Here is an 18,241-nt window from a genome sequence, read left to right as displayed (position 1 = left end):
TCAGCGAAACGTCGTCGCCAAGTTGCTTCACGGGCTTCGAATCGGTGAATAATGGCAGAATGCGTCTTGGCGTTCTCGACATCGGGTCCAACACCGTCCACCTACTGCTGGTGGACGCTCACCCCGGCGCGCGTCCGGTAGCTTTCGCTTCCCACAAGCGCCCGCTTTCTCTGGTGCAGTACCTCGACGGCGATGGCAACATCAACGACGCCGGGCAGCACGAGCTCATCGAATTCGTCCTGGAAGCCTGGGAGTTCGCGGCCAGCCACAAGGCGGAGGATCTCCTGGCGTTCTGTACCTCGGCCATTCGGGAGGCAACCAACGGACCCGAGGTCCTGGCCCGCGTCAAACACGAGACCACGGTGACCCTCCAGGAACTCACCGGCAGCGAAGAAGCCTCCATGACTTTCTTCGCAGTACGCCGCTGGTACGGATGGGGCGCAGGCAACATCCTTGACCTGGACATCGGCGGCGGCTCCTTTGAAATGGCGTATGGGACGGATGAACTCCCCGAGTACGCCACCTCTGTTCCCCTGGGTGCCAGCCGTTTGACGCGGGACTGGCTCCACGATGATCCGCCCAGCGCGAAGAGCGTGAAGGAACTGCGGCGCTACATCCGGTCCACGCTGAAACCGGTGGTCCGGGACTTCCACGAGTTGGGCCGGGCCAATCTGGTGGCCGGCACTTCCAAAACGTTCCGCTCCTTGGCGCGCATCGCCGGTGCAGCTCCCAGCGCTGCAGGGCCGTACGTGAAGCGTGAGCTCCACGCAGCAGACCTGGGGCTGTGGGCACAGCGGATTTCCGCCATGACCGTGGAAGACAGGTTGTACCTTCCTGGCGTCTCCGATGCGCGCGCCCGACAGTTGTTGGCGGGTGCCCTCGTTGCTGAAGCGGCCCTTGAGCTCTTTGAATTTCCCAAGATGGAGATTTGTCCCTGGGCCCTTCGTGAAGGCCTGATCCTGCGACGCCTGGACCAGCTGGTGTTCGAGGAAGCTCTGGATCCGGCACCGCACGTGGGCAAGCGCAAGAAGGACAAATCCAAGAAAAAGGCAGCCAAGGAAGCCGCCAAGGCTCCCGATAAAGAAGAGCCCCATCCGGGGTTCAGAGAATTCCCGGTCCCTGTAAACACACCGTCCCCATCACCCATCCCAGCTCCTGTGGCAGGCGGGCTGGCCTCCTGAGATGAGCAACGACGTCGAACCTGAAGTGAATGACCGCCAAATTCCCGTGGCGCTGTCCAGTGCATCCGTGTACCCCCTGAGCGTCCACGACGCTTTCGCGGTGGCGCAGGACCTGGGCTACGAAGGCGTGGAGGTGATGGTAACCAATAACGCGGTGAGCCAGAACCCGGATGCCTTGATCCAGCTAAGCCACCGGTACCACCAGGAGATCGTCTCCATCCACGCGCCCACCTTGCTGTTGACGCAACAGGTTTGGGGTACGGCGTGGAACAAGATTGAGAAATCCTGCCAAATGGCCGCGGACGTCGGATGCGACACTGTGGTGGTCCACCCGCCGTTCCGCTGGCAGTCAAATTACGCGGAGAACTTCGTGGAAGGCGTGCGTGAAATCACGGCGCGGTACCGGGTGCGTATAGCCGTGGAGAACATGTACCCATGGCGCGTTCGCGGACGTGAAGCGGTGGCCTACCTGCCGCACTGGGATCCTTTGGGCCAGGATTACGACGACGTCACGTGGGACTTCTCCCATGCCGCCACTGCCGGGGCCAACAGCCTGGAAGCCATCAAAGCGCTCGGAAACAAGCTCCGGCATGTCCATCTCACCGACGGTTCGGGTTCCGGCAAGGACGAGCACCTGGTGCCGGGCACCGGAACGCAGCAGTGCGCCGATGCTTTGCAGCATTTGGCAGCCACGGGTTTCGACGGCGTCGTAGTGGCGGAGATTTCAACCCGCAAGGCGAAGGTAGCGGGGGAGCGCGAGGAAATGCTGGCAGAAACCCTGCGTTTTGCCCGGCAGCACCTCAGCGTCCCGTTGTTGCGCAGCGTAGACAACTAACCGGCGTCGAGCGCTATACACCAGCGCCTCACCCTGTTCGCCTGACCCACCCTTCTAGGGTGCGTCAGGCGGATAAGCGTGGGGCTTCGCGCGGTCCACGGTCCTTAACAGCGAAAGCACCGGCGGCCGAATCGGGAAATGGGGGAAAACCCGCCCGGCCACCGGTGCTGCTGGCGGACATCCCCATGCCCGCCTCATCACTCGCACCCTCAATGAGGTAACTACTAAGTTACGGACCAAGAATGAGTGCTGCCTGCAATAACCTTGGGAGCTAGCTGGGAATCTGGAATTCGTTAGACCCCGTCCAAGGCCAACTGCAATGATGGAGCCATGAGCAACCGAATCGCATTCCTTGGCTGTGGATCCATGAACGAGGCAATCCTGGGAGGCCTGCTTGCCGCCGGGACGGACCCGTCCGATATCGTCGCCACCGTCCGCCGTGCCGAGCGGGCGGACGAACTGGCCCAGCGCCATGGGGTCATGGCCATCGCAGGCGAGGAGGAGCCGGACAACAACAGGCTGGCCACCAAAGGCTCCAGCATGGTCATTCTGGGCGTCAAGCCGGTAGGCATTCTGGACCTGGCCCGGGAGATCAGCCCCGCCCTGGGGAAGGACACGATCGTTGTCAGTGTCGCAGCGGCAGTCTCCCTCGCCCAGCTCGAAGCGGCGCTGCCGGACGGACAGCCGGTGATCCGCACCATGCCCAACACGCCCTCAAGATTGGGCCGCGGTGTCATATCTGTCTCCCCGGGTACTCATTGCACGCCTGAGCAGCTGGAGAAGGCGAAGAAGGCGCTGGCCGGCGCCGGCACAGTGGTCCAGATTCCCGAAGAACAGGTGGATGCGCTGTCCGCTATCAGCGGTTCCGGCCCGGCTTACGCGTTCTACCTCGCCGAAGCCATGGCTGCGGCCGGCGTGGAGCTTGGTTTGGACGAGGAGCTGTCCGTGATGCTTGCCCGCGAAACCGTGGCAGGGGCCGGCTTCATGTTGGCCGAACCGGGAGCAAACCCCTCAGCCCTCCGCATCGCCGTCACCAGCCCCAACGGCACCACCGAGCGGGCCATCGCGGCCTTCGACGACGGCGGGATCCCCAAGATCATCGCCGACGGCGCCCGCGCGGCAGCCGCCCGGGCAGCAGAGATCACCAAGCAGCTCGGCTAGCCCTACGGCCGCGCCACTACGGTCCGGCCGCCACTACGGTCGCGCTGCGAAGCGCTCCAGCAGGTCCACGTGTCCGGACACGATCAACATGTCGTGGCCGGACACTTTGGTTTCCGGTCGGGCGTACGTGAAGTCCTCGCCCGGGGTTTTCACGCCGACAATGGTCACGCCATACTTCGAACGGACCTTGGATTCCTCCAAAGTGAAGCCCACTGTTTCCTTGGGCGGGTACATCTTGACGATCGCGTAGTCGTCGTCGAACTCGATGAAGTCCAGCATTCGCCCGGATACCAGGTGGGCTGCGCGGACACCGGCATCGGCCTCCGGATAGATCACGTGGTTGGCGCCGATCCGTGTCAGGATCTTGCCGTGCGAGGGCGTGATGGCCTTGACCCAGAGATGTTGGATGCCCATATCCACCAGGTTCACAGTGATGAGCACGGAGGACTCGATGGACGTACCAACACCCACCACCGCTGAGCTGAATTCCTGGGCACCGAGCTGGCGCAGGGCATCAATGTTGGTGGCGTCCGCTTCCACGACGTGCGTGAGCACAGGCGCCCACTTCTGGACGAGGGTGCGGTCACGTTCGATAGCCAGGACTTCACGGCCTTGCTTGACCAGTTGCTCAGCCGTCGCGGAACCGAACCGGCCAAGGCCAATCACCAGCACTGGTGCGTTGTGGGCGGGGCGGTTGGCTGCCCCTGTGCTACTAGCCAATGATTGGCCTCTCTTCCGGGTAGTGGTACAGCTGGCTGCGTTGGCGCAGGGCCAACCCGGCCGCGAGGGTTACGGTGCCGACACGGCCGGCGAACATCAGCGCGGTCAAGACGTAAACGCCCGACGGCGGCAGCTCGGCACTGAGGTTTGTGCTCAGTCCCACGGTGGCGAAGGCGGAGATGGATTCAAAGAGCACCCTGTCCAGGGAAGCTCCGCTGATGGACAGGAGCAGGAAGGCGGCCACCGACACCAGGGTGGCTCCGGCCACGATCACGGAGATGGCCACCCGCATGGTGCCCTGCGGAATGGTGCGGCCGTAAACCTTCACGTCGGCGTCGCCGCGGGCTTCAGCCATGATGGCCAGGAACATGACCGCGATGGTGGTCACCTTGATGCCGCCCGCAGTAGACGCAGAACCGCCACCGGCGAACATCAGGGCGTCGGTGAGGAGCATGGTGGTGGATTCCATATGGTTTTGGTCCACCAGGTTGAAGCCGCCGGAACGGGTCATGACAGAGGCGAATAGTGAATGGATCACCTTGTCGCCCATGTCCATGTGGCCGATGGTGCGCATGTTGTCCCACTCCATCAGGGCCCACAGGACAGTGCCTGCCGCGAGCAGGATGAAGGAGACCTGGATGGTGAGCTTGGTGTGGAGGTTCCACTTTTTCCAGTTGAGCCCGTTCTGCTGCAGCACCATCACCACGGGGAAACCGAGGCTGCCGAGGAAGACGCCCAACATGAGTGGAATGAGGATCCAAAGGTCGGTTTCGTAGGGGACGATGCCGTCCGAATGTGGCGTGAATCCGGCATTGTTGAAGGCGGAGATCGAGTAGAACACACCATGCCAGACGGCCTGCCAGAATGGTTCGCCCAGCACCATGAACCGGGGAATCAGGGCTATGGCCAGGGCTGCCTCAATCACCACGGACGTGACGATGACAATGCGCAGCAGCGTACCGACCTCGCCGAGCCTGCCAGCGTTGTTCATGGCTTCCTGGGCGATGAGCTTGCCGCGCACACCCAGCCGTTTGCTGACCATGAGGGCCAACAGCGAGGCGAGGGTCAGCGTGCCGAGACCGCCAACGAAGATGCCCACCAGGATGACCAGCTGACCAAAGAAGGTCCAGTGCGTGGCGGTGGAAACCACTGTCAATCCGGTAACGCAAACAGCGGAAACCGCCGTGAACATGGACTGGTGCAGGGGTGTGACAGTGCCGGCCGTGGAAGCAGCGGGAAGGGACAGCAATCCGGTAAAAACCAGGATCACCACGGCGAAGACGGTCAATGCCAAGCGGGCTGGGGAGGTGTTGGCAATGTTGTCAACGAAGTCGCGCACGCGCGTGAAGATCCAGAGACCTTCCCGCTCCTGCTGGTTGGGTTGCCAGTTGGTCGGGCTCGTGGACCGCGACTGGCTTTGAGACATGGCGCTCTTCCTCGGTTGAACAAGCTTTCCTGAGTAGTAAACCACTATTCCTGCGGCGTAACCGGGCGGTAGGCTACTCCGGGCTCAGGTAGCCTGTTCTGGATGAACTCACGGCTTGGAACAACAGCTTCCAGCATTACGCGGTCCGCATTGCCAACGACGGTGGTGTGGGATCCAGCCATGACTGCCTACAACTTTGGCCCGGGTCACCCCATGGCGCCGCAGCGGCTGGAACTTACAGCGCGGCTGGCCGAATCCCTCGGCCTGTTTGACCACGAGCATGTGGCCGTCGAAGCGCCTACGGTGGCCACCGACGTCGAACTTTTTACTGTGCACAGCCGCGAATACGTGGAGGCCGTGCGCCGCGTCAGTGTCGATCCCTCGGCTCCCGAGGAGGACCGCGGCCTGGGAACTGAGGACGATCCCGCGTTCGCCGGGATGCACGAGGCCAGCGCCCGACTCGCCGGCGGTTCGCTGCTGGCGGCGGAGACCATCCTGTCCGGCCAAGCCGTTCGTGCTGTGAACTTCAGTGGCGGGATGCATCATGCCGCGAGGGAGCGTGCAAGCGGCTTTTGCGTTTACAACGACGTTGCGATGGCTATCCAAAGGCTGCTCGACGGCGGGGTGCAGCGGGTGGTGAGCCTCGACGTCGACGCCCACCATGGCGACGGTACGCAGAGTATTTTCTGGAACGACCCCCGTGTCATGACCATCAGCCTGCACGAATCGGGCCTCACGCTTTTCCCCGGCACGGGCTTTGCCAACGAAACCGGCGGACCAAACGCCCCGGGGACCGTGGTTAACGTCGCGCTTCCTGCGTTCACCGGCGACGCGGCCTGGCTGCGGGCTTTCCATGCGGTGGTCCCGCAGCTTGTCGGCGCGTTCCAGCCCGAAGTCATTGTCAGCCAGCACGGCTGCGACTCCCACCGGGACGACCCCCTGACGCACCTCAACCTCAGCATTGACGGTCAGCGTGAGGCGGCTTCCGCCGTCGCCGGCCTCGCCGCCCGCTACTGCGATAACCGCTGGATCGCGACTGGGGGAGGCGGCTACGACGTCACTGGCGTTGTGCCGCGTGCCTGGAGCCACCTGATCGGGATGGTGACGCAACGTCCCGTGCCGCTCAGCACGCCCGTGCCTGAAGCGTGGCGGACGTACGTGAAGGAAACGTACGGCGTGTGGGCCCCGGAGTCCATGAGCGACGACGTTGACGTCTGGTGGCGCTCATGGGAGGTCGGTTACGATCCCGCGGACGAGGTTGACCGGACCGTTATTGCCACGCGCAAAGAGATCTTCCCCCTGTATGGCCTGGATCCCTGGTTCGACTGACGCTGTAGCGCCACGAAACAGGGATGCCAATCGGCGTATATGTCGCTAGGGTGGGAGGCATGGTGACTGACGACGTATTTGCCGTCATAGCTGAGGCAACCAGGCGCGACATCCTGGTCTCCCTCCGCTCTGGGGATAAAGCTGTAGGCGAACTGGTGGAAGAACTGGCTGCGAGCCAGCCCACCATCTCCAAGCATTTGAAAGTGCTCCGCGAGGCGGACTTGGTCAGCATGCGCGCCCAGGGCCAGAAGCGCTTCTACGCGTTGAATACCAAGCCGCTCGCCGGCGTCGCCAGCTGGCTGGAGACGTTCGACGTCGGCACGCCGGCGCCCGCCGTCGTCGCACCTTCCGAGCCGGCACCCGCCGCCGGGCCTCCTGCTGCGGCTGTTGTTGTCTCTTCTCCAGAGGTTCCGGCCACGCGCACTGACGCCGTCAGCCAGGCTGTGAAGGTTCATGCGAGCGGGATCCCGGTCACTTTGGATCCTGCCTCGGACGACACCGTGCCCCAGCAGATCGGCCGTACCGTCGGCCGGGCGGCCACTAAGGCCGCTGATCTTTTGGCGAACCTACCGAACCTGCCCAACCTTCCCAAGTTCGGGCGAAAGCGATAGTTGGCCTCGACTTAACGTGATCCTGCTCACATTGTGAGTTTTCGTTAACCTCTCATTTCCTTGAGATTTCAACGATTTTCTACACTTGTGTTAACTCCTTGGCCCGGGTCACATTGCCTCCGGATGGAGATCCCATATCCCTCGGTGCAACCATGAGCGGGACTGATCGTCTCGCCGCTGGCCGGCGCACTGAGGATAGGAAGACGCATGGATTCAAGGCTCGAAACAGTCCGCGACACTGTGTTGGCGCGGAACCCGGGAGAGAAGGAATTTCACCAGGCCGTCACCGAGGTCTTCGAAAGCCTTGGCCCTGTCCATGATCGTCATCCTGAATTCCTTGAGGGCGCTGTTCTTGAACGCCTGTGCGAGCCCGAGCGGCAAATCATCTTCCGTGTCCCCTGGACCGACGACGCCGGCCGCGTCCACGTAAACCGCGGCTTCCGTGTGGAGTTCAACTCCGCCCTCGGCCCGTACAAGGGCGGACTTCGATTCCACCCCTCGGTGTATCTGGGAATCGTGAAGTTCCTTGGCTTCGAACAGATCTTCAAGAATGCGCTCACCGGCATGCCCATTGGCGGCGGCAAGGGAGGCTCGGACTTCGATCCCCGCGGACGTTCCGACGCCGAAATCATGCGCTTCTGCCAGTCCTTCATGACTGAGCTGTACCGCCACATTGGCGAGTACACCGACGTCCCGGCCGGTGACATCGGCGTGGGCGGCCGCGAAATCGGCTACCTCTTCGGCCAGTACAAGCGCATCACCAACCGCTATGAATCCGGTGTCCTCACCGGCAAGGGCATCTCGTGGGGCGGCTCCCTGGTACGTCCGGAGGCCACCGGTTACGGCACGGTGATCTTCGCCCAGGAGATGCTCAAGACCCGGGGCCAGTCCTTCGACGGACAGCGCGTTGTGGTCTCCGGTTCGGGCAACGTCGCCATCCACGCCATCGCCAAGGCCCAGGCCCTCGGTGCCACCGTGGTGGCTTGTTCCGACTCCGCCGGTTACATCGTGGATGAGGCGGGGATCGACGTCGCGCTTTTGAGCCGGATCAAGGAAGTGGAGCGGGGGCGCCTGACGGACTACGCCGCACGGCGGCCGGGAGTGAACCACGTTTCCGACGGTTCGGTGTGGGATGTCAACGGCACCGTGGCCTTGCCCTGCGCCACGCAGAACGAACTCGACGGCGAAGCTGCCGCCAAGCTGGTCAGCAACGGCCTGATCGCCGTGGCTGAAGGTGCCAACATGCCCTCCACCCGTTCAGCCGTGTCAGTCTTCCAGGAAGCCGGGATCCTGTTCGGGCCGGGCAAGGCTGCCAATGCCGGTGGTGTTGCTACGTCCGCGCTGGAAATGCAACAGAACGCCAGCCGCGACTCCTGGTCCTTCGAGCACACGGAACAGCGCCTCACCGAGATCATGGTGGGCATCCACGATCGCTGCGCCGCGACTGCCGACGAATACGGTGCGCCCGGAAACTATGTGGTGGGCGCCAACATTGGTGGCTTCGTCAAGGTAGCCGACGCGATGCTGGCGCAGGGCCTGATCTGATACCCCTTAGCCCAACTGAGTAACAGCAACTGTCGCAATGGGGCTCCAATGCGACAGTTGCTGTTACCTACATGGGTGCTTTAGCGCTGGAGCAGCCGCACGTGGTCCGGGTTCAGGTCGGAGACCTTGCTGACGCCGAGCAGTGCCATGGTGCGGGTCATGTCCTTTTCCAGGATCTGGATGGTCCGATCCACGCCTTCACGTCCACCGGCCATCAGGCCGTAGAGGTACGCGCGGCCGATCAGCGCAAAGTCCGCGCCCAAGGCCAGGGCTGCCACGATGTCCGCGCCGCTCATGATGCCCGTGTCCAGCATGACGGCAGCCTTGCTGTTGTCCGCCTTCAAGGCCGTCGTGACCTCCGGCAGCAGGTGGAACGGGATGGGGGCGCGGTCCAGTTGACGGCCGCCGTGGTTGGACAGGATGATGCCATCGGCGCCGTGGTCCACTACCTTGCGGGCGTCTTCCACGGTCTGGATGCCCTTGACCACCAGCTTGCCCTTCCAGGTTTCGCGGAGCCAGTCGAGGTCCTCGTAGGTCAGGGTGGGGTCGAACATGGAGTTGATGAGGTCAGCCACGGTGCCGGTGTAGCGCGAGAGTGAGGCAAACGTCAGGGGCTCGTGAGTGAGGAAATTGAACCACCAGGCCGGGCGGTAAGAGGCGTCCAGGACTGTCTTGATGGTCAGTGCCGGCGGGATGGTCATGCCGTTGCGGACATCGCGGAGCCGGGCGCCGGCAACTGCGGTGTCAACGGTGACCATGAGGGTGTCGTTGCCGGCCTTGGCGGCGCGTTCGATCAGTTCGAGGGAGCGGTCGCGGTCCGTCCATAGGTATAGCTGGAACCAGTTGCGGCCGTTCGGGGCGGCGGTGGCAACGTCCTCGATGGACGCGGTGCCCATGGTGGACAGGGTGTAGGGAATGCCTGCCGCTTCAGCTGCCTGCGAGCCTGCATATTCGCCCTCCGACTGCATCATGCGCGTGAAACCCGTGGGGGCGATGCCGAACGGGAGGCGTGATTCCTTGCCCAGGATGTTCGTGCGGAGATCGATCCTCGAAACGTCACGCAGGATGCCCGGGCGGAACTCGATGTCTTGGAATGCCTGGCGTGCCCGACGGAGGGTGATCTCTTCCTCGGCGGCGCCGTCCGTGTAATCGAAGGGTGCCTGCGGCGTGCGGCGCTTAGCCATTTCGCGCAGTTCCCAGATGGTGCTGGCGCGCTTGAGCCGGGCGGTCTTGCTGAATTCGGGCTTCTTGAACTGCATCAGCGGGGCCAAGTCGGAAACCTTGGGCACGCGGCGCTTCAGTGCAGGTGGCTGAGGTGCAGATGATTGCACGACGGCGGACTGCGGCTGGGCTGTGCGTGTCACGTTGTGATCGCTGCCGGCATTGGCTGGCGCGGCGGTGATTTTGGGGTCGAGGGTGTCGGTCATGCGGTTCTCCCTTGAAATCTGTGGTCTAACCACACTGTAATCTATGTGGTTGGACCACATCAACTAGTATTCCGTTATGCGTACCCACGAGTTGGTCCTTCAATGGATCGAGAAGCAGTTGTCTGACGGAGACCTCACCCTGGGCGGACGGCTCCCGGGGGAACGTGCCATGGCCGAGCAACTGCAGGTTTCCCGGACCTCGGTGCGCGAGGCTGTCAGGATCCTCGAAGCCATGGGCGTGGTCCGGGCCGGCGTGGGTTCGGGCAAGGACGCCGGTACTGTGGTGATCGCCGAGCCCGGTTCTGCGCTCGGCTCTACGCTTCGGCTGCATGTAGCCACGCGCCATCTTCCCGTGGCAGACATCGTTGAGACTCGAGTGCTGCTCGAATCGTGGGCTGCGGAACGGGCTCACGTGGGCGTACCGGCGCTGGAGGAAGCCGCGGAGCTGCTGGATCAGATGGATGCCGCCCCGGACATTGATTCATTCCTGGCCCTTGACGCGCGTTTTCACGTGGCGCTGGCCCAAGCGGCGGGCAACTCAGTGGTCAGTGCCATGATGGCGTCGCTCCGGGGCGCAATCGAAAACTATGCCGGTGAACTCACCGGAAACCTGCCCGATTGGAATGCGACGTGCAGCAGGCTTCGGGCCGAGCACCGTGCCATCCTCGCCGCTGTGAACAATAACGACGGCGGCAAAGCAGCTGAGCTTGTTGCCGCGCACATTCAAGGCTTCTACAAGGAGGCCGGCGTGGGCTCAAACCCTCCGCCCAAGTGACACTTAATGCCAATGTTCGGCCCGAACATTGGCATTAAGTGTCAACTCGCGGGTTTGAGGGCCGGCGCCGCGGTGCTCTTGCGGATCTCCACCCTGGGCGAGAACTCGTCCTGGGCCTGGGTGGTGGCTTCGCCGGCCTGCTGGATCTGTTCGCGCATCCTTCGCCAAGCCAGGCTTCCGAGCTCGTTGATGGGCACAGCCGCGGTGGTCAGCGGGGGAGTGGTGTATTTGGCGAACGGGATGTCATCGAATCCGGTTACTGAGATGTCTTCCGGGACGCGCACTCCGCGTTCGTGCAGCCCGCTGAGCAGCCCCATGGCTACGAGGTCGTTGAAGGCCAGGATGCCGGTGGCACCGCTGGCGATGATGGCCTCGGTGGACTCATGGCCCGAGTCGAAGTTGGAACCGCCGTGGAGCATCTGCAACTCGACGTCCGGGTGATCCTTGCGGAATTGGTCCAAGCCCACCAAGCGTTGGCGATTTGATGCACTGTGCTCCGGGCCGGAGAGGAACACCAAGCGGCGGTGCCCCAAGGTCACCAGGTGCTGTGCCAGTTCCTGGATGCCTTGCCCGTAGTCCACGCTCAGGCTTGGCGTATTGGTGGCGATGGTGGTGCGGTTGATCAGCACCAGCGGATGCAAGGTGGGGGCCAACTCCTCCAGCTCGGCATCGCTCATCCGGGGAGCGCAAAGCACCACGCCATCGCAGCGGCGGCGGGCCTCACCGGCGAGGATGGCTTCCTCGCTGGTAACTTCCGAGGAATCGGCAATGAGCACGCGGTACCCGTCCTGGGCAGCTGCGATGCTGAGTCCGCGAAGGATTGCCTGGAAGGTGGGGTTGGCCAGGTCCGGAACCACGATTCCGATGGTGTCTGTCTTGCCGAGTGCCAGGCTGCGCCCCACTGGATTGGGCTGGTATTTCAGTTCAACTGCGGCGGCCCGGACCCTCGCGGCAATGCCGGGATCAACTGCGGCATTTCCGTTCATGACACGTGAAACGGTGGCGTGCGAGACGCCGGCCTTTTCTGCGACATCGGCGATGCCGACGCGCCTGTTGGTGTTCCTGCGTGCCATGTGGCCCCTTCCCATTGGTCGCCTCCCGCATGCTCCGTCGTTGGAGCAATGGTTGACGTGACCACCAGAGTCTTGATACAAAGCTTATAACGCTCTGAGAAAACGCTTTCTCATGATTCTTCCCATACGAAGCCGGGCCGTCAAGCGGTTCACTCCTGCCTTCCTGAAAGGGGCACCCACATGGTCAACGTCGACTCAGCCGAAACCAAGACCGAATCTGCCGAAACGACCACCAAGACCCCCAAGCGGACCCGTATAGCCCTGATTGGCACCGGTGGCCGCTCGGAGATGTATATCCGGGCGATCTACGGGCAACACGCGGATGTCGCAGAACTTATTGCGCTCTCGGACGTCAACCAGGGTCGCGTGGACTTCTACCAGGACCTGATCAAGGAGCTTGGCGGGACTGAGCCGGTGGCTTCCTTCGCCCCTGGCGAGCTAACCAGCTTCATCCAGTCCAATGGCATCGAGCGCGTCATCGTCACGACGCCCGACTACACCCACGCGGACTACATCGTTGAAGCGCTTGAGGCGGGTGCCGACGTCGTGGTTGAAAAGCCGCTGACCATCGATGTGGAGGGCTGCCGCCGCATCACCGAGGCCGTGGCGGAGACCGGCAAAAACGTGGTGGTGACCTTCAACTACCGCTACTCGCCGCGCAACACCGCTCTCAAGGAAGTCATCCAGAACGGCGTGATCGGCAAGGTCACGTCCATCGACTTCAGCTGGGTCCTGGATACCGTGCACGGCGCTGACTACTTCCGCCGCTGGCACCGCGAAAAGAAGAACTCCGGCGGCCTGCTCATCCACAAGGCATCGCACCACTTCGACCTGGTCAACTGGTGGATCAACGACGTTCCGGAGCGGGTGTTTGCCTCCGGTGGCCTGCGCTTCTACGGCGAAAAGAACGCTGCCGAGCGAGGCTTGGGAGACCGTCCGGAGCGTGGCACTGTTGATGGCCTGGGGCACGATCCGTTCCGCTTGGACATGCGCGAGGATGAGCGCCTGAAGGCCCTGTATTACGACAACGAAAAGTTTGACGGCTACCTCCGTGACCAGGACGTTTTCACCGAGGGCATCACCATCGAGGACAACCTCGCCCTGGTGGTGGACTACCAGGGAGGCCCCACGCTGAGCTACTCCCTGAACGCCCACAGCCCGTGGGAAGGCTACCGCGTCACCGTCAACGGCACCGAAGGCCGGGCCGAACTCGAAGTGGTGGAACGCGCCGCCGTCGAGTCCAGCACCGACAAGAAGACCGTAGTGGACCCAAGCGCCACGCCCATCGAGGAAGATGACGCAGTGCGCCGGAACGGCGAGCGCCTGGTGGTTCAACGCCACTGGGAAGCAGCCTACGAAGTTCCGATCGTCAACGGCGAAGGTGGTCACGGCGGCGGCGACAACCTGCTCCTTTCGGACCTCTTCAATGGCCCGGGCGTTGACCCCTTGGGCCGCCCCTCCGGCTACATCGACGGACTTCGTTCCGTGTCGGTGGGCATCGCCGGAAACAAGTCCCTGGACTCTGACCTTCCCGTCCGCATCAGTGAGCTTGGCCTCGGCGTCGATCTCAGCCGCGGCCAGGCCTGACCGTTCACTACCCCAGCAAGGAAAAGACCATGAGCAGGATTTTCGTCACCGGCGGTTCCGGCAGGCTTGGCCGCAGTGTTGTGGCTGGACTCGCGGAGGCGGGACACAAGGTGATTTCTGTAGACCGGGACGCTATCCCGGCGGAACAACTGCCGGCCGGAGCCGAGCAATACGCGGCAGACCTTTTGGCGCCCGGGGAGGCGGAGCGGCTGATTCGGGAAACAGCGCCCGACGCCGTCATCCACCTCGCTGCTATTGCCGTGCCTTTCAGTGCGCCTGAGGACGTTATTTTCAGCACGAACACCCGGCTCGCCTATGCAGTGGTCAGCGCGGCCACCGACGCCGGTGTCACGAGGATTGTGACGGCAAGCAGCCCCACCGCCCTGGGCTATGGTTCACCGGCGGGTTGGCTGCCGCCGTCGTTCCCCTTGAACGAGCAGACACCGCCCAAACCGTGGAATGCATACGCGCTGTCCAAGCTGATCGCCGAGCAGACCGTGCAGATGTTCGCTGCCGCTCAGGGCAACAAGATCAGATATGCGGCATTCCGCCCGTGCTACGTCATTTCCCCCGAGGAGTGGGAAGGAGCGCTGACACAACAGGGGCACACGGTCCGTGAACGGCTGCAGGATCCGGCACTTTCCGCCCCGGCCTTGTTCAACTACGTGGACGCGCGGGATGTTGCTGATTTCCTGGACGTGCTGCTGGACAAGATGGATGCCATCCCCAACGGCCAGGTCTTCTTTGTTGGCGCCAAGGATGCCTTGGCTACAGCGCCCCTTGCGGAATTGTTCCCGCGCTTCCTTCCGGGCAGCGGTCCCTTGACCGGGCACCTGACCGGCACCAGCCCGGCGTTCTCCATCGATAAGGCCCGGGAACTCCTCGGCTGGGAGCCGAAGAGAACCTGGCGCACCGAACTTACGCCGCCATACGAGGGCGAAGACACAGCAGCAAGCGAACAAGCAGCACTCAATGACGAGATACCCGCCGGCTTGATTCCGGCGGGAGCAACCAAGGAGACACCATGAACTTCGACGGCGTACTGTTCTTCCCCGTCACTCCCTTCGCCGAAGACGGCACCGTGGACGTGGCGCTACTCAAGGAGCACATCACCTCCCGGCTTCCGTTCGGCCCGGGCGGTGTGTTCCCCGCGTGCGGCACAGGCGAATTCCATGCGCTCTCACTGGAGGAAGTCCGTACTGTGGTGACTGCCGCCGTCGAGGCCGTTGCGGGAGCCGTGCCAGTAGTCTCCGGTGCCGGTGGACCCTTGGGTCATGCAATTGCCGCCGCTAAGGTGGCCGAGGAAGCCGGCGCGGACGCCCTCCTGGTGCTCCCGCCGTACTTGGTGACCGGTCCCACCGACGGCGTTGTGGCCTACGTAGAAGCCATTGCCGCCGCGAGCAGCCTGCCGGTCATTGTGTACCACCGTGGCACGGCCAAGTTCACCGCAGAAGCCATCACCAGACTCACCGCCAACCCGAAGGTGGTTGGCTTCAAGGACGGAATCGGCGACGTCGGCCTGGCCCAGGAAATCGTCTCCGCGATCAACGCCAGCGGCCGCACTGACTTCGCCTTGTTCAATGGCCTGCTGACGGCCGAACTGACCCAGGGCGCGTACCGTGGCCTCGGCATTCCCCTGTACTCCTCGGCCGCATTCGCCATGGCTCCGGAAATTGCCAAGGCATACTACGACGCCTATGTGTCCGGTGACGAGGAGCGCCGCCACGCGCTGCTCGAAGGTTTCTACGCTCCGCTCGTCCGCCTGCGCGACCAGACTCCGGGCTTTGGCGTCTCCCTGATCAAGGCCGGCTTGCGCCTTGCCGGGCTTCCCGTCGGCCCCGTTCGTCCGCCGCTGGTGGACCCCTCCGAGGAACAACTGCTGGAGCTCAAGTCCATCCTGGCCAAGGGCCACGAGCTGGCGGGCAGCTGATGCCGGCCCGCATTATGGGCCTCACCACCCGGCTGATCACGGTCCCGCTGCTGCGCAGCTGGGGTGCCGAGGCGCCCGAGAACCATGTGATCGTCACCGAATTGACCACGGACGACGGCGGCACGGGCCACGGTTTCTCGTGGACACCCACCATTGGTCCACAGGCGGTCAAAGCCCTCTTGGATTACGACATCGCACCGTTCATCCTGGGTTTGGAAGCCAACCCGGAAATCGTGTGGGACCAGCTCTGGAAGCGGCTGCATGAGGCCGGCGGGGGTGGCCTCACCACCATTGCCATGGCTGGCGTTGACCTGGCACTTTGGGATGTGAAAGCGCGACAGGCAGGCGCGTCCGTCACGGGACTTCTTGGTCAACGCCAGGAGTCCGTGGAAGTGTACGGCTCCGGAGTGAATCTCCATTACACGCTGGATCAGCTCGTCGAGCAGGCCCGGCGATGGGTGGCCGCCGGGCATAATGCCGTGAAGATCAAGGTGGGCAAGCCCGAACTCCGGGAGGACGCCGAGCGTGTAGCCGCTGTCAGGCAGGTCATCGGACCGGACCGGCTTCTCATGATCGACGCCAACCAGCGATGGGATCTGGCCCATACGTTCCGTGCCCTGGAGGTTTTGGGGGAGTACGGACTGGAATGGCTGGAAGAACCCATCCGCGCTGACGACCTCTGGGCCTACCGGCGTTTGCGCAAGCAGTCGCCCGTGCCCATCGCACTGGGGGAGAACGTCCACACCATCTACCGTTTCCGTGACTTCATCGAAGCTGAAGCAGTGGACATCATCCAGCCCAACATCGTCCGCGTAGGAGGCATTACGCCGTTCCGCAGGATTGTTGAGCTGGCCCGAAGCAACAGCATCAGGGTGGCGCCACACCTGCTCCCGGAACTCTCCGGGCAGCTGGCGCTTACCCTGGCTGAAGCCGTCAGCGTGGAAGACGTGGAAGACGCCTCCTTCGAGCAGCTAGGCATCCTGGACGGGCCGTCCCCGGTACGCATCCGCAACAGCCGGCTTACGTCGTCAGGCCGTCCCGGGCTTGGCTTCGAATTCAGCGGCCAGCCGGCACCGCTGCCCGCCCCTGACAGCTCCGTCCCTGACAGTAAAGGAAACCGCATTGAGTACAGCAACTCTTGACCTGACAGCCATCACGGCCGCAGCCACCGAGGCTGCAAAGGTGACCGCAGCAGCTTCCGACGCCGAACGCGCCGCCTGGCTGACCGCCGTCGCCGACGCCCTGGACGCCAACGTCACCGAACTGGTGGCGATCGCCGATTCCGAGACGAGCCTGGGCACTGTCCGGCTCACGGGCGAGGTAGCGAGGACCAGTGGCCAGTTGAGGCTTTTCGCCAACGTGATCACCGAGGGCTCGTACCTTGAGGCGGTCATTGACCACGCCGACCCTGCCTCCACCCCGCCCAAGCCCGACCTGCGCCGCATCCTGCGTCCGATCGGCCCCGTAGCCGTGTTCTCGGCGTCGAACTTCCCGTTCGCTTTCTCCGTGGCAGGTGGCGACACCGCGTCCGCGCTTGCCGTGGGCTGCCCGGTGATCGTCAAAGCGCACTCGGGACACCTCCGCCTCTCCGAGCGCACCGCTGAGATTGTCGGCGAAGCCCTGGCCAAGGCCGGAGCGCCGGAAGGGATCTTCGCCCTGGTCAGCGGCCGCGAGGCAGGCACAGCCCTGGTTCAGGATCCCGCCATCAAAGCTGTCGGGTTCACCGGCTCCATCCCTGGCGGACGCGCATTGTTCGATCTCGCCGCGTCAAGGCCGGAGCCGATCCCGTTCTATGGCGAGCTCGGCAGCCTCAACCCCGTGGTCATCACGGCGGACGCACTCGCGGAACGCGGACAGCAGCTCGCCGCGGGGTTGGCCGGTTCGTTCACCATGGGTGCCGGCCAGTTCTGCACCAAGCCGGGGCTCGTGTTCATCCCGGCTGGTACGGACTTCGCCTCGCACCTGGCAGAGGCCAGCAAGGACAAGCCCACCGCTGCCATGCTCACGGAGCGCATCGCCGAGGCCTACCCGGATGGGCTGCGGAGCGTCGCGGACCAGCCGGGTGTCGCCGTCGTCAGTGGCACTGTGCAGCAGGACAGCCTGGCCGACGGTGCCGCACCCGTGGTGTTCTCCACCAGTGCAGCCAACGTCCTGGAACGCCCCGAGGAGTTGTTGGAGGAGTGCTTCGGCCCCACCACGCTGCTCATCGAGTACGCCAACCAGGAGGAACTGTCCGCGGCCCTGGCGAAGGTCCCGGGCAGCCTGACAGGCACCGTACACGCACAGCCGGGCGAGGACGTTTCCGCGCTAGTGGAGCAACTCAGCGGTCTCGCCGGCAGGGTCCTCTTCGACGGCTGGCCCACGGGTGTTGCCGTGAATTGGGCGCAGCAGCATGGTGGCCCATACCCGGCCACGACGTCCTTGTTCACCTCGGTGGGCGCTACTGCGGTGCGCCGCTTCCAGCGTCCGGTGGCCTATCAGGACGCCCCCGAGGCTGTCCTGCACCCGGCCTTGCATGACGCCAACCCGTTGGGAATCCCCCGGCGCGTGGACGGCGTGCTAAAGCTCAGCTAACCCCCCAAAGCGCACCCAACTAGGTAACAGCAAACGTCGCAATGAGCCCTCATAGCGACGTTTGCTG

General features: G+C 63.6%; 16 protein-coding genes. 12 read left to right on the top strand and 4 right to left on the bottom strand.

Annotated features, from left to right (window positions below):
* Window positions 1-59: 59 nt before the first annotated feature.
* From KCX59_RS18065 to proC, 3 genes are all read left to right on the top strand, one after another.
* On the top strand, window positions 60-1,181 hold the full coding sequence (locus KCX59_RS18065) for a Ppx/GppA phosphatase family protein (RefSeq protein ID WP_179017060.1): 1,122 nt from the start codon (window positions 60-62) through the stop codon (window positions 1,179-1,181).
* Window position 1,182: 1 nt separating this feature from the next.
* Window positions 1,183-2,016: a sugar phosphate isomerase/epimerase family protein gene (locus KCX59_RS18060; protein WP_179017059.1), complete on the top strand. Its 834-nt coding sequence runs from the start codon at window positions 1,183-1,185 to the stop codon at window positions 2,014-2,016.
* 330 nt (window positions 2,017-2,346) lie between these two features.
* Complete coding sequence (proC, locus tag KCX59_RS18055; protein ID WP_179017058.1) at window positions 2,347-3,177, top strand: pyrroline-5-carboxylate reductase; 831 nt, start codon at window positions 2,347-2,349, stop codon at window positions 3,175-3,177.
* A gap of 33 nt (window positions 3,178-3,210) precedes the next feature.
* On the opposite strand, the gene KCX59_RS18050 is transcribed toward proC, so the two are convergent.
* Both KCX59_RS18050 and KCX59_RS18045 read right to left on the bottom strand, forming a co-directional pair.
* Window positions 3,211-3,849, bottom strand: a complete 639-nt coding sequence (locus KCX59_RS18050) for a potassium channel family protein (protein WP_178995321.1) — start codon at window positions 3,847-3,849, stop codon at window positions 3,211-3,213.
* Window positions 3,850-3,889: 40 nt separating this feature from the next.
* Window positions 3,890-5,323, bottom strand: coding sequence for a TrkH family potassium uptake protein (locus KCX59_RS18045; RefSeq protein WP_179017057.1), 1,434 nt, complete (start codon window positions 5,321-5,323; stop codon window positions 3,890-3,892).
* A gap of 102 nt (window positions 5,324-5,425) precedes the next feature.
* On the opposite strand from KCX59_RS18045, the gene KCX59_RS18040 reads away from it, so the two are divergent.
* The 3 genes from KCX59_RS18040 (at window position 5,426) to gdhA (ending at window position 8,808) form a co-directional block, all read left to right on the top strand.
* The gene (locus KCX59_RS18040; protein ID WP_179017056.1) at window positions 5,426-6,652 is read left to right on the top strand and encodes an acetoin utilization protein AcuC; all 1,227 of its coding nucleotides are present in this window, start codon (window positions 5,426-5,428) and stop codon (window positions 6,650-6,652) included.
* Window positions 6,653-6,711: 59 nt separating this feature from the next.
* On the top strand, window positions 6,712-7,263 hold the full coding sequence (locus KCX59_RS18035) for an ArsR/SmtB family transcription factor (RefSeq protein ID WP_178995187.1): 552 nt from the start codon (window positions 6,712-6,714) through the stop codon (window positions 7,261-7,263).
* Between the two features lie 207 nt (window positions 7,264-7,470).
* Window positions 7,471-8,808 (top strand): NADP-specific glutamate dehydrogenase, encoded by a 1,338-nt coding sequence (gene gdhA / locus KCX59_RS18030; protein ID WP_179017055.1) that lies wholly within the window; start codon window positions 7,471-7,473, stop codon window positions 8,806-8,808.
* Between the two features lie 80 nt (window positions 8,809-8,888).
* Here gdhA and KCX59_RS18025 read toward each other — a convergent pair whose 3' ends face one another.
* The gene (locus tag KCX59_RS18025) at window positions 8,889-10,235 is read right to left on the bottom strand and encodes an alpha-hydroxy acid oxidase (RefSeq protein ID WP_306294648.1); all 1,347 of its coding nucleotides are present in this window, start codon (window positions 10,233-10,235) and stop codon (window positions 8,889-8,891) included.
* A 76-nt stretch (window positions 10,236-10,311) separates the two neighbouring features.
* On the opposite strand from KCX59_RS18025, the gene KCX59_RS18020 reads away from it, so the two are divergent.
* The gene (locus KCX59_RS18020; protein WP_179017054.1) at window positions 10,312-11,010 is read left to right on the top strand and encodes a FadR/GntR family transcriptional regulator; all 699 of its coding nucleotides are present in this window, start codon (window positions 10,312-10,314) and stop codon (window positions 11,008-11,010) included.
* A gap of 41 nt (window positions 11,011-11,051) precedes the next feature.
* Here the strand turns inward: KCX59_RS18020 and KCX59_RS18015 are convergent, their stop codons facing one another.
* The gene (locus tag KCX59_RS18015) at window positions 11,052-12,083 is read right to left on the bottom strand and encodes a LacI family DNA-binding transcriptional regulator (protein ID WP_178995183.1); all 1,032 of its coding nucleotides are present in this window, start codon (window positions 12,081-12,083) and stop codon (window positions 11,052-11,054) included.
* 180 nt (window positions 12,084-12,263) lie between these two features.
* Between KCX59_RS18015 and KCX59_RS18010 the strand changes: the two genes are divergently transcribed.
* The 5 genes from KCX59_RS18010 to KCX59_RS17990 are packed head-to-tail and all read left to right on the top strand — an operon-like array spanning window position 12,264 to window position 18,174.
* Window positions 12,264-13,670: a Gfo/Idh/MocA family protein gene (locus KCX59_RS18010; RefSeq protein WP_179017053.1), complete on the top strand. Its 1,407-nt coding sequence runs from the start codon at window positions 12,264-12,266 to the stop codon at window positions 13,668-13,670.
* 29 nt (window positions 13,671-13,699) lie between these two features.
* Window positions 13,700-14,698, top strand: coding sequence for an NAD-dependent epimerase/dehydratase family protein (locus KCX59_RS18005; RefSeq protein WP_179017052.1), 999 nt, complete (start codon window positions 13,700-13,702; stop codon window positions 14,696-14,698).
* Window positions 14,695-15,600 (top strand): 5-dehydro-4-deoxyglucarate dehydratase, encoded by a 906-nt coding sequence (locus tag KCX59_RS18000; RefSeq protein ID WP_178995178.1) that lies wholly within the window; start codon window positions 14,695-14,697, stop codon window positions 15,598-15,600. Before KCX59_RS18005 ends, KCX59_RS18000 begins: the two co-directional genes overlap by 4 nt.
* Window positions 15,600-16,742 (top strand): mandelate racemase/muconate lactonizing enzyme family protein, encoded by a 1,143-nt coding sequence (locus KCX59_RS17995; protein ID WP_179017051.1) that lies wholly within the window; start codon window positions 15,600-15,602, stop codon window positions 16,740-16,742. The genes KCX59_RS18000 and KCX59_RS17995 overlap by 1 nt, the downstream gene beginning before the upstream one ends.
* The gene (locus KCX59_RS17990; protein WP_179017050.1) at window positions 16,723-18,174 is read left to right on the top strand and encodes an aldehyde dehydrogenase (NADP(+)); all 1,452 of its coding nucleotides are present in this window, start codon (window positions 16,723-16,725) and stop codon (window positions 18,172-18,174) included. Before KCX59_RS17995 ends, KCX59_RS17990 begins: the two co-directional genes overlap by 20 nt.
* Window positions 18,175-18,241: the final 67 nt, after the last annotated feature.

It is taken from the genome of Paenarthrobacter nitroguajacolicus (genome assembly GCF_051027655.1).
GTDB lineage: Bacteria > Actinomycetota > Actinomycetes > Actinomycetales > Micrococcaceae > Arthrobacter > Arthrobacter nitroguajacolicus.
The sequence above is the reverse complement of the archived record's forward strand: the minus strand, read 5'-3'. Positions and strand labels throughout refer to the sequence as shown.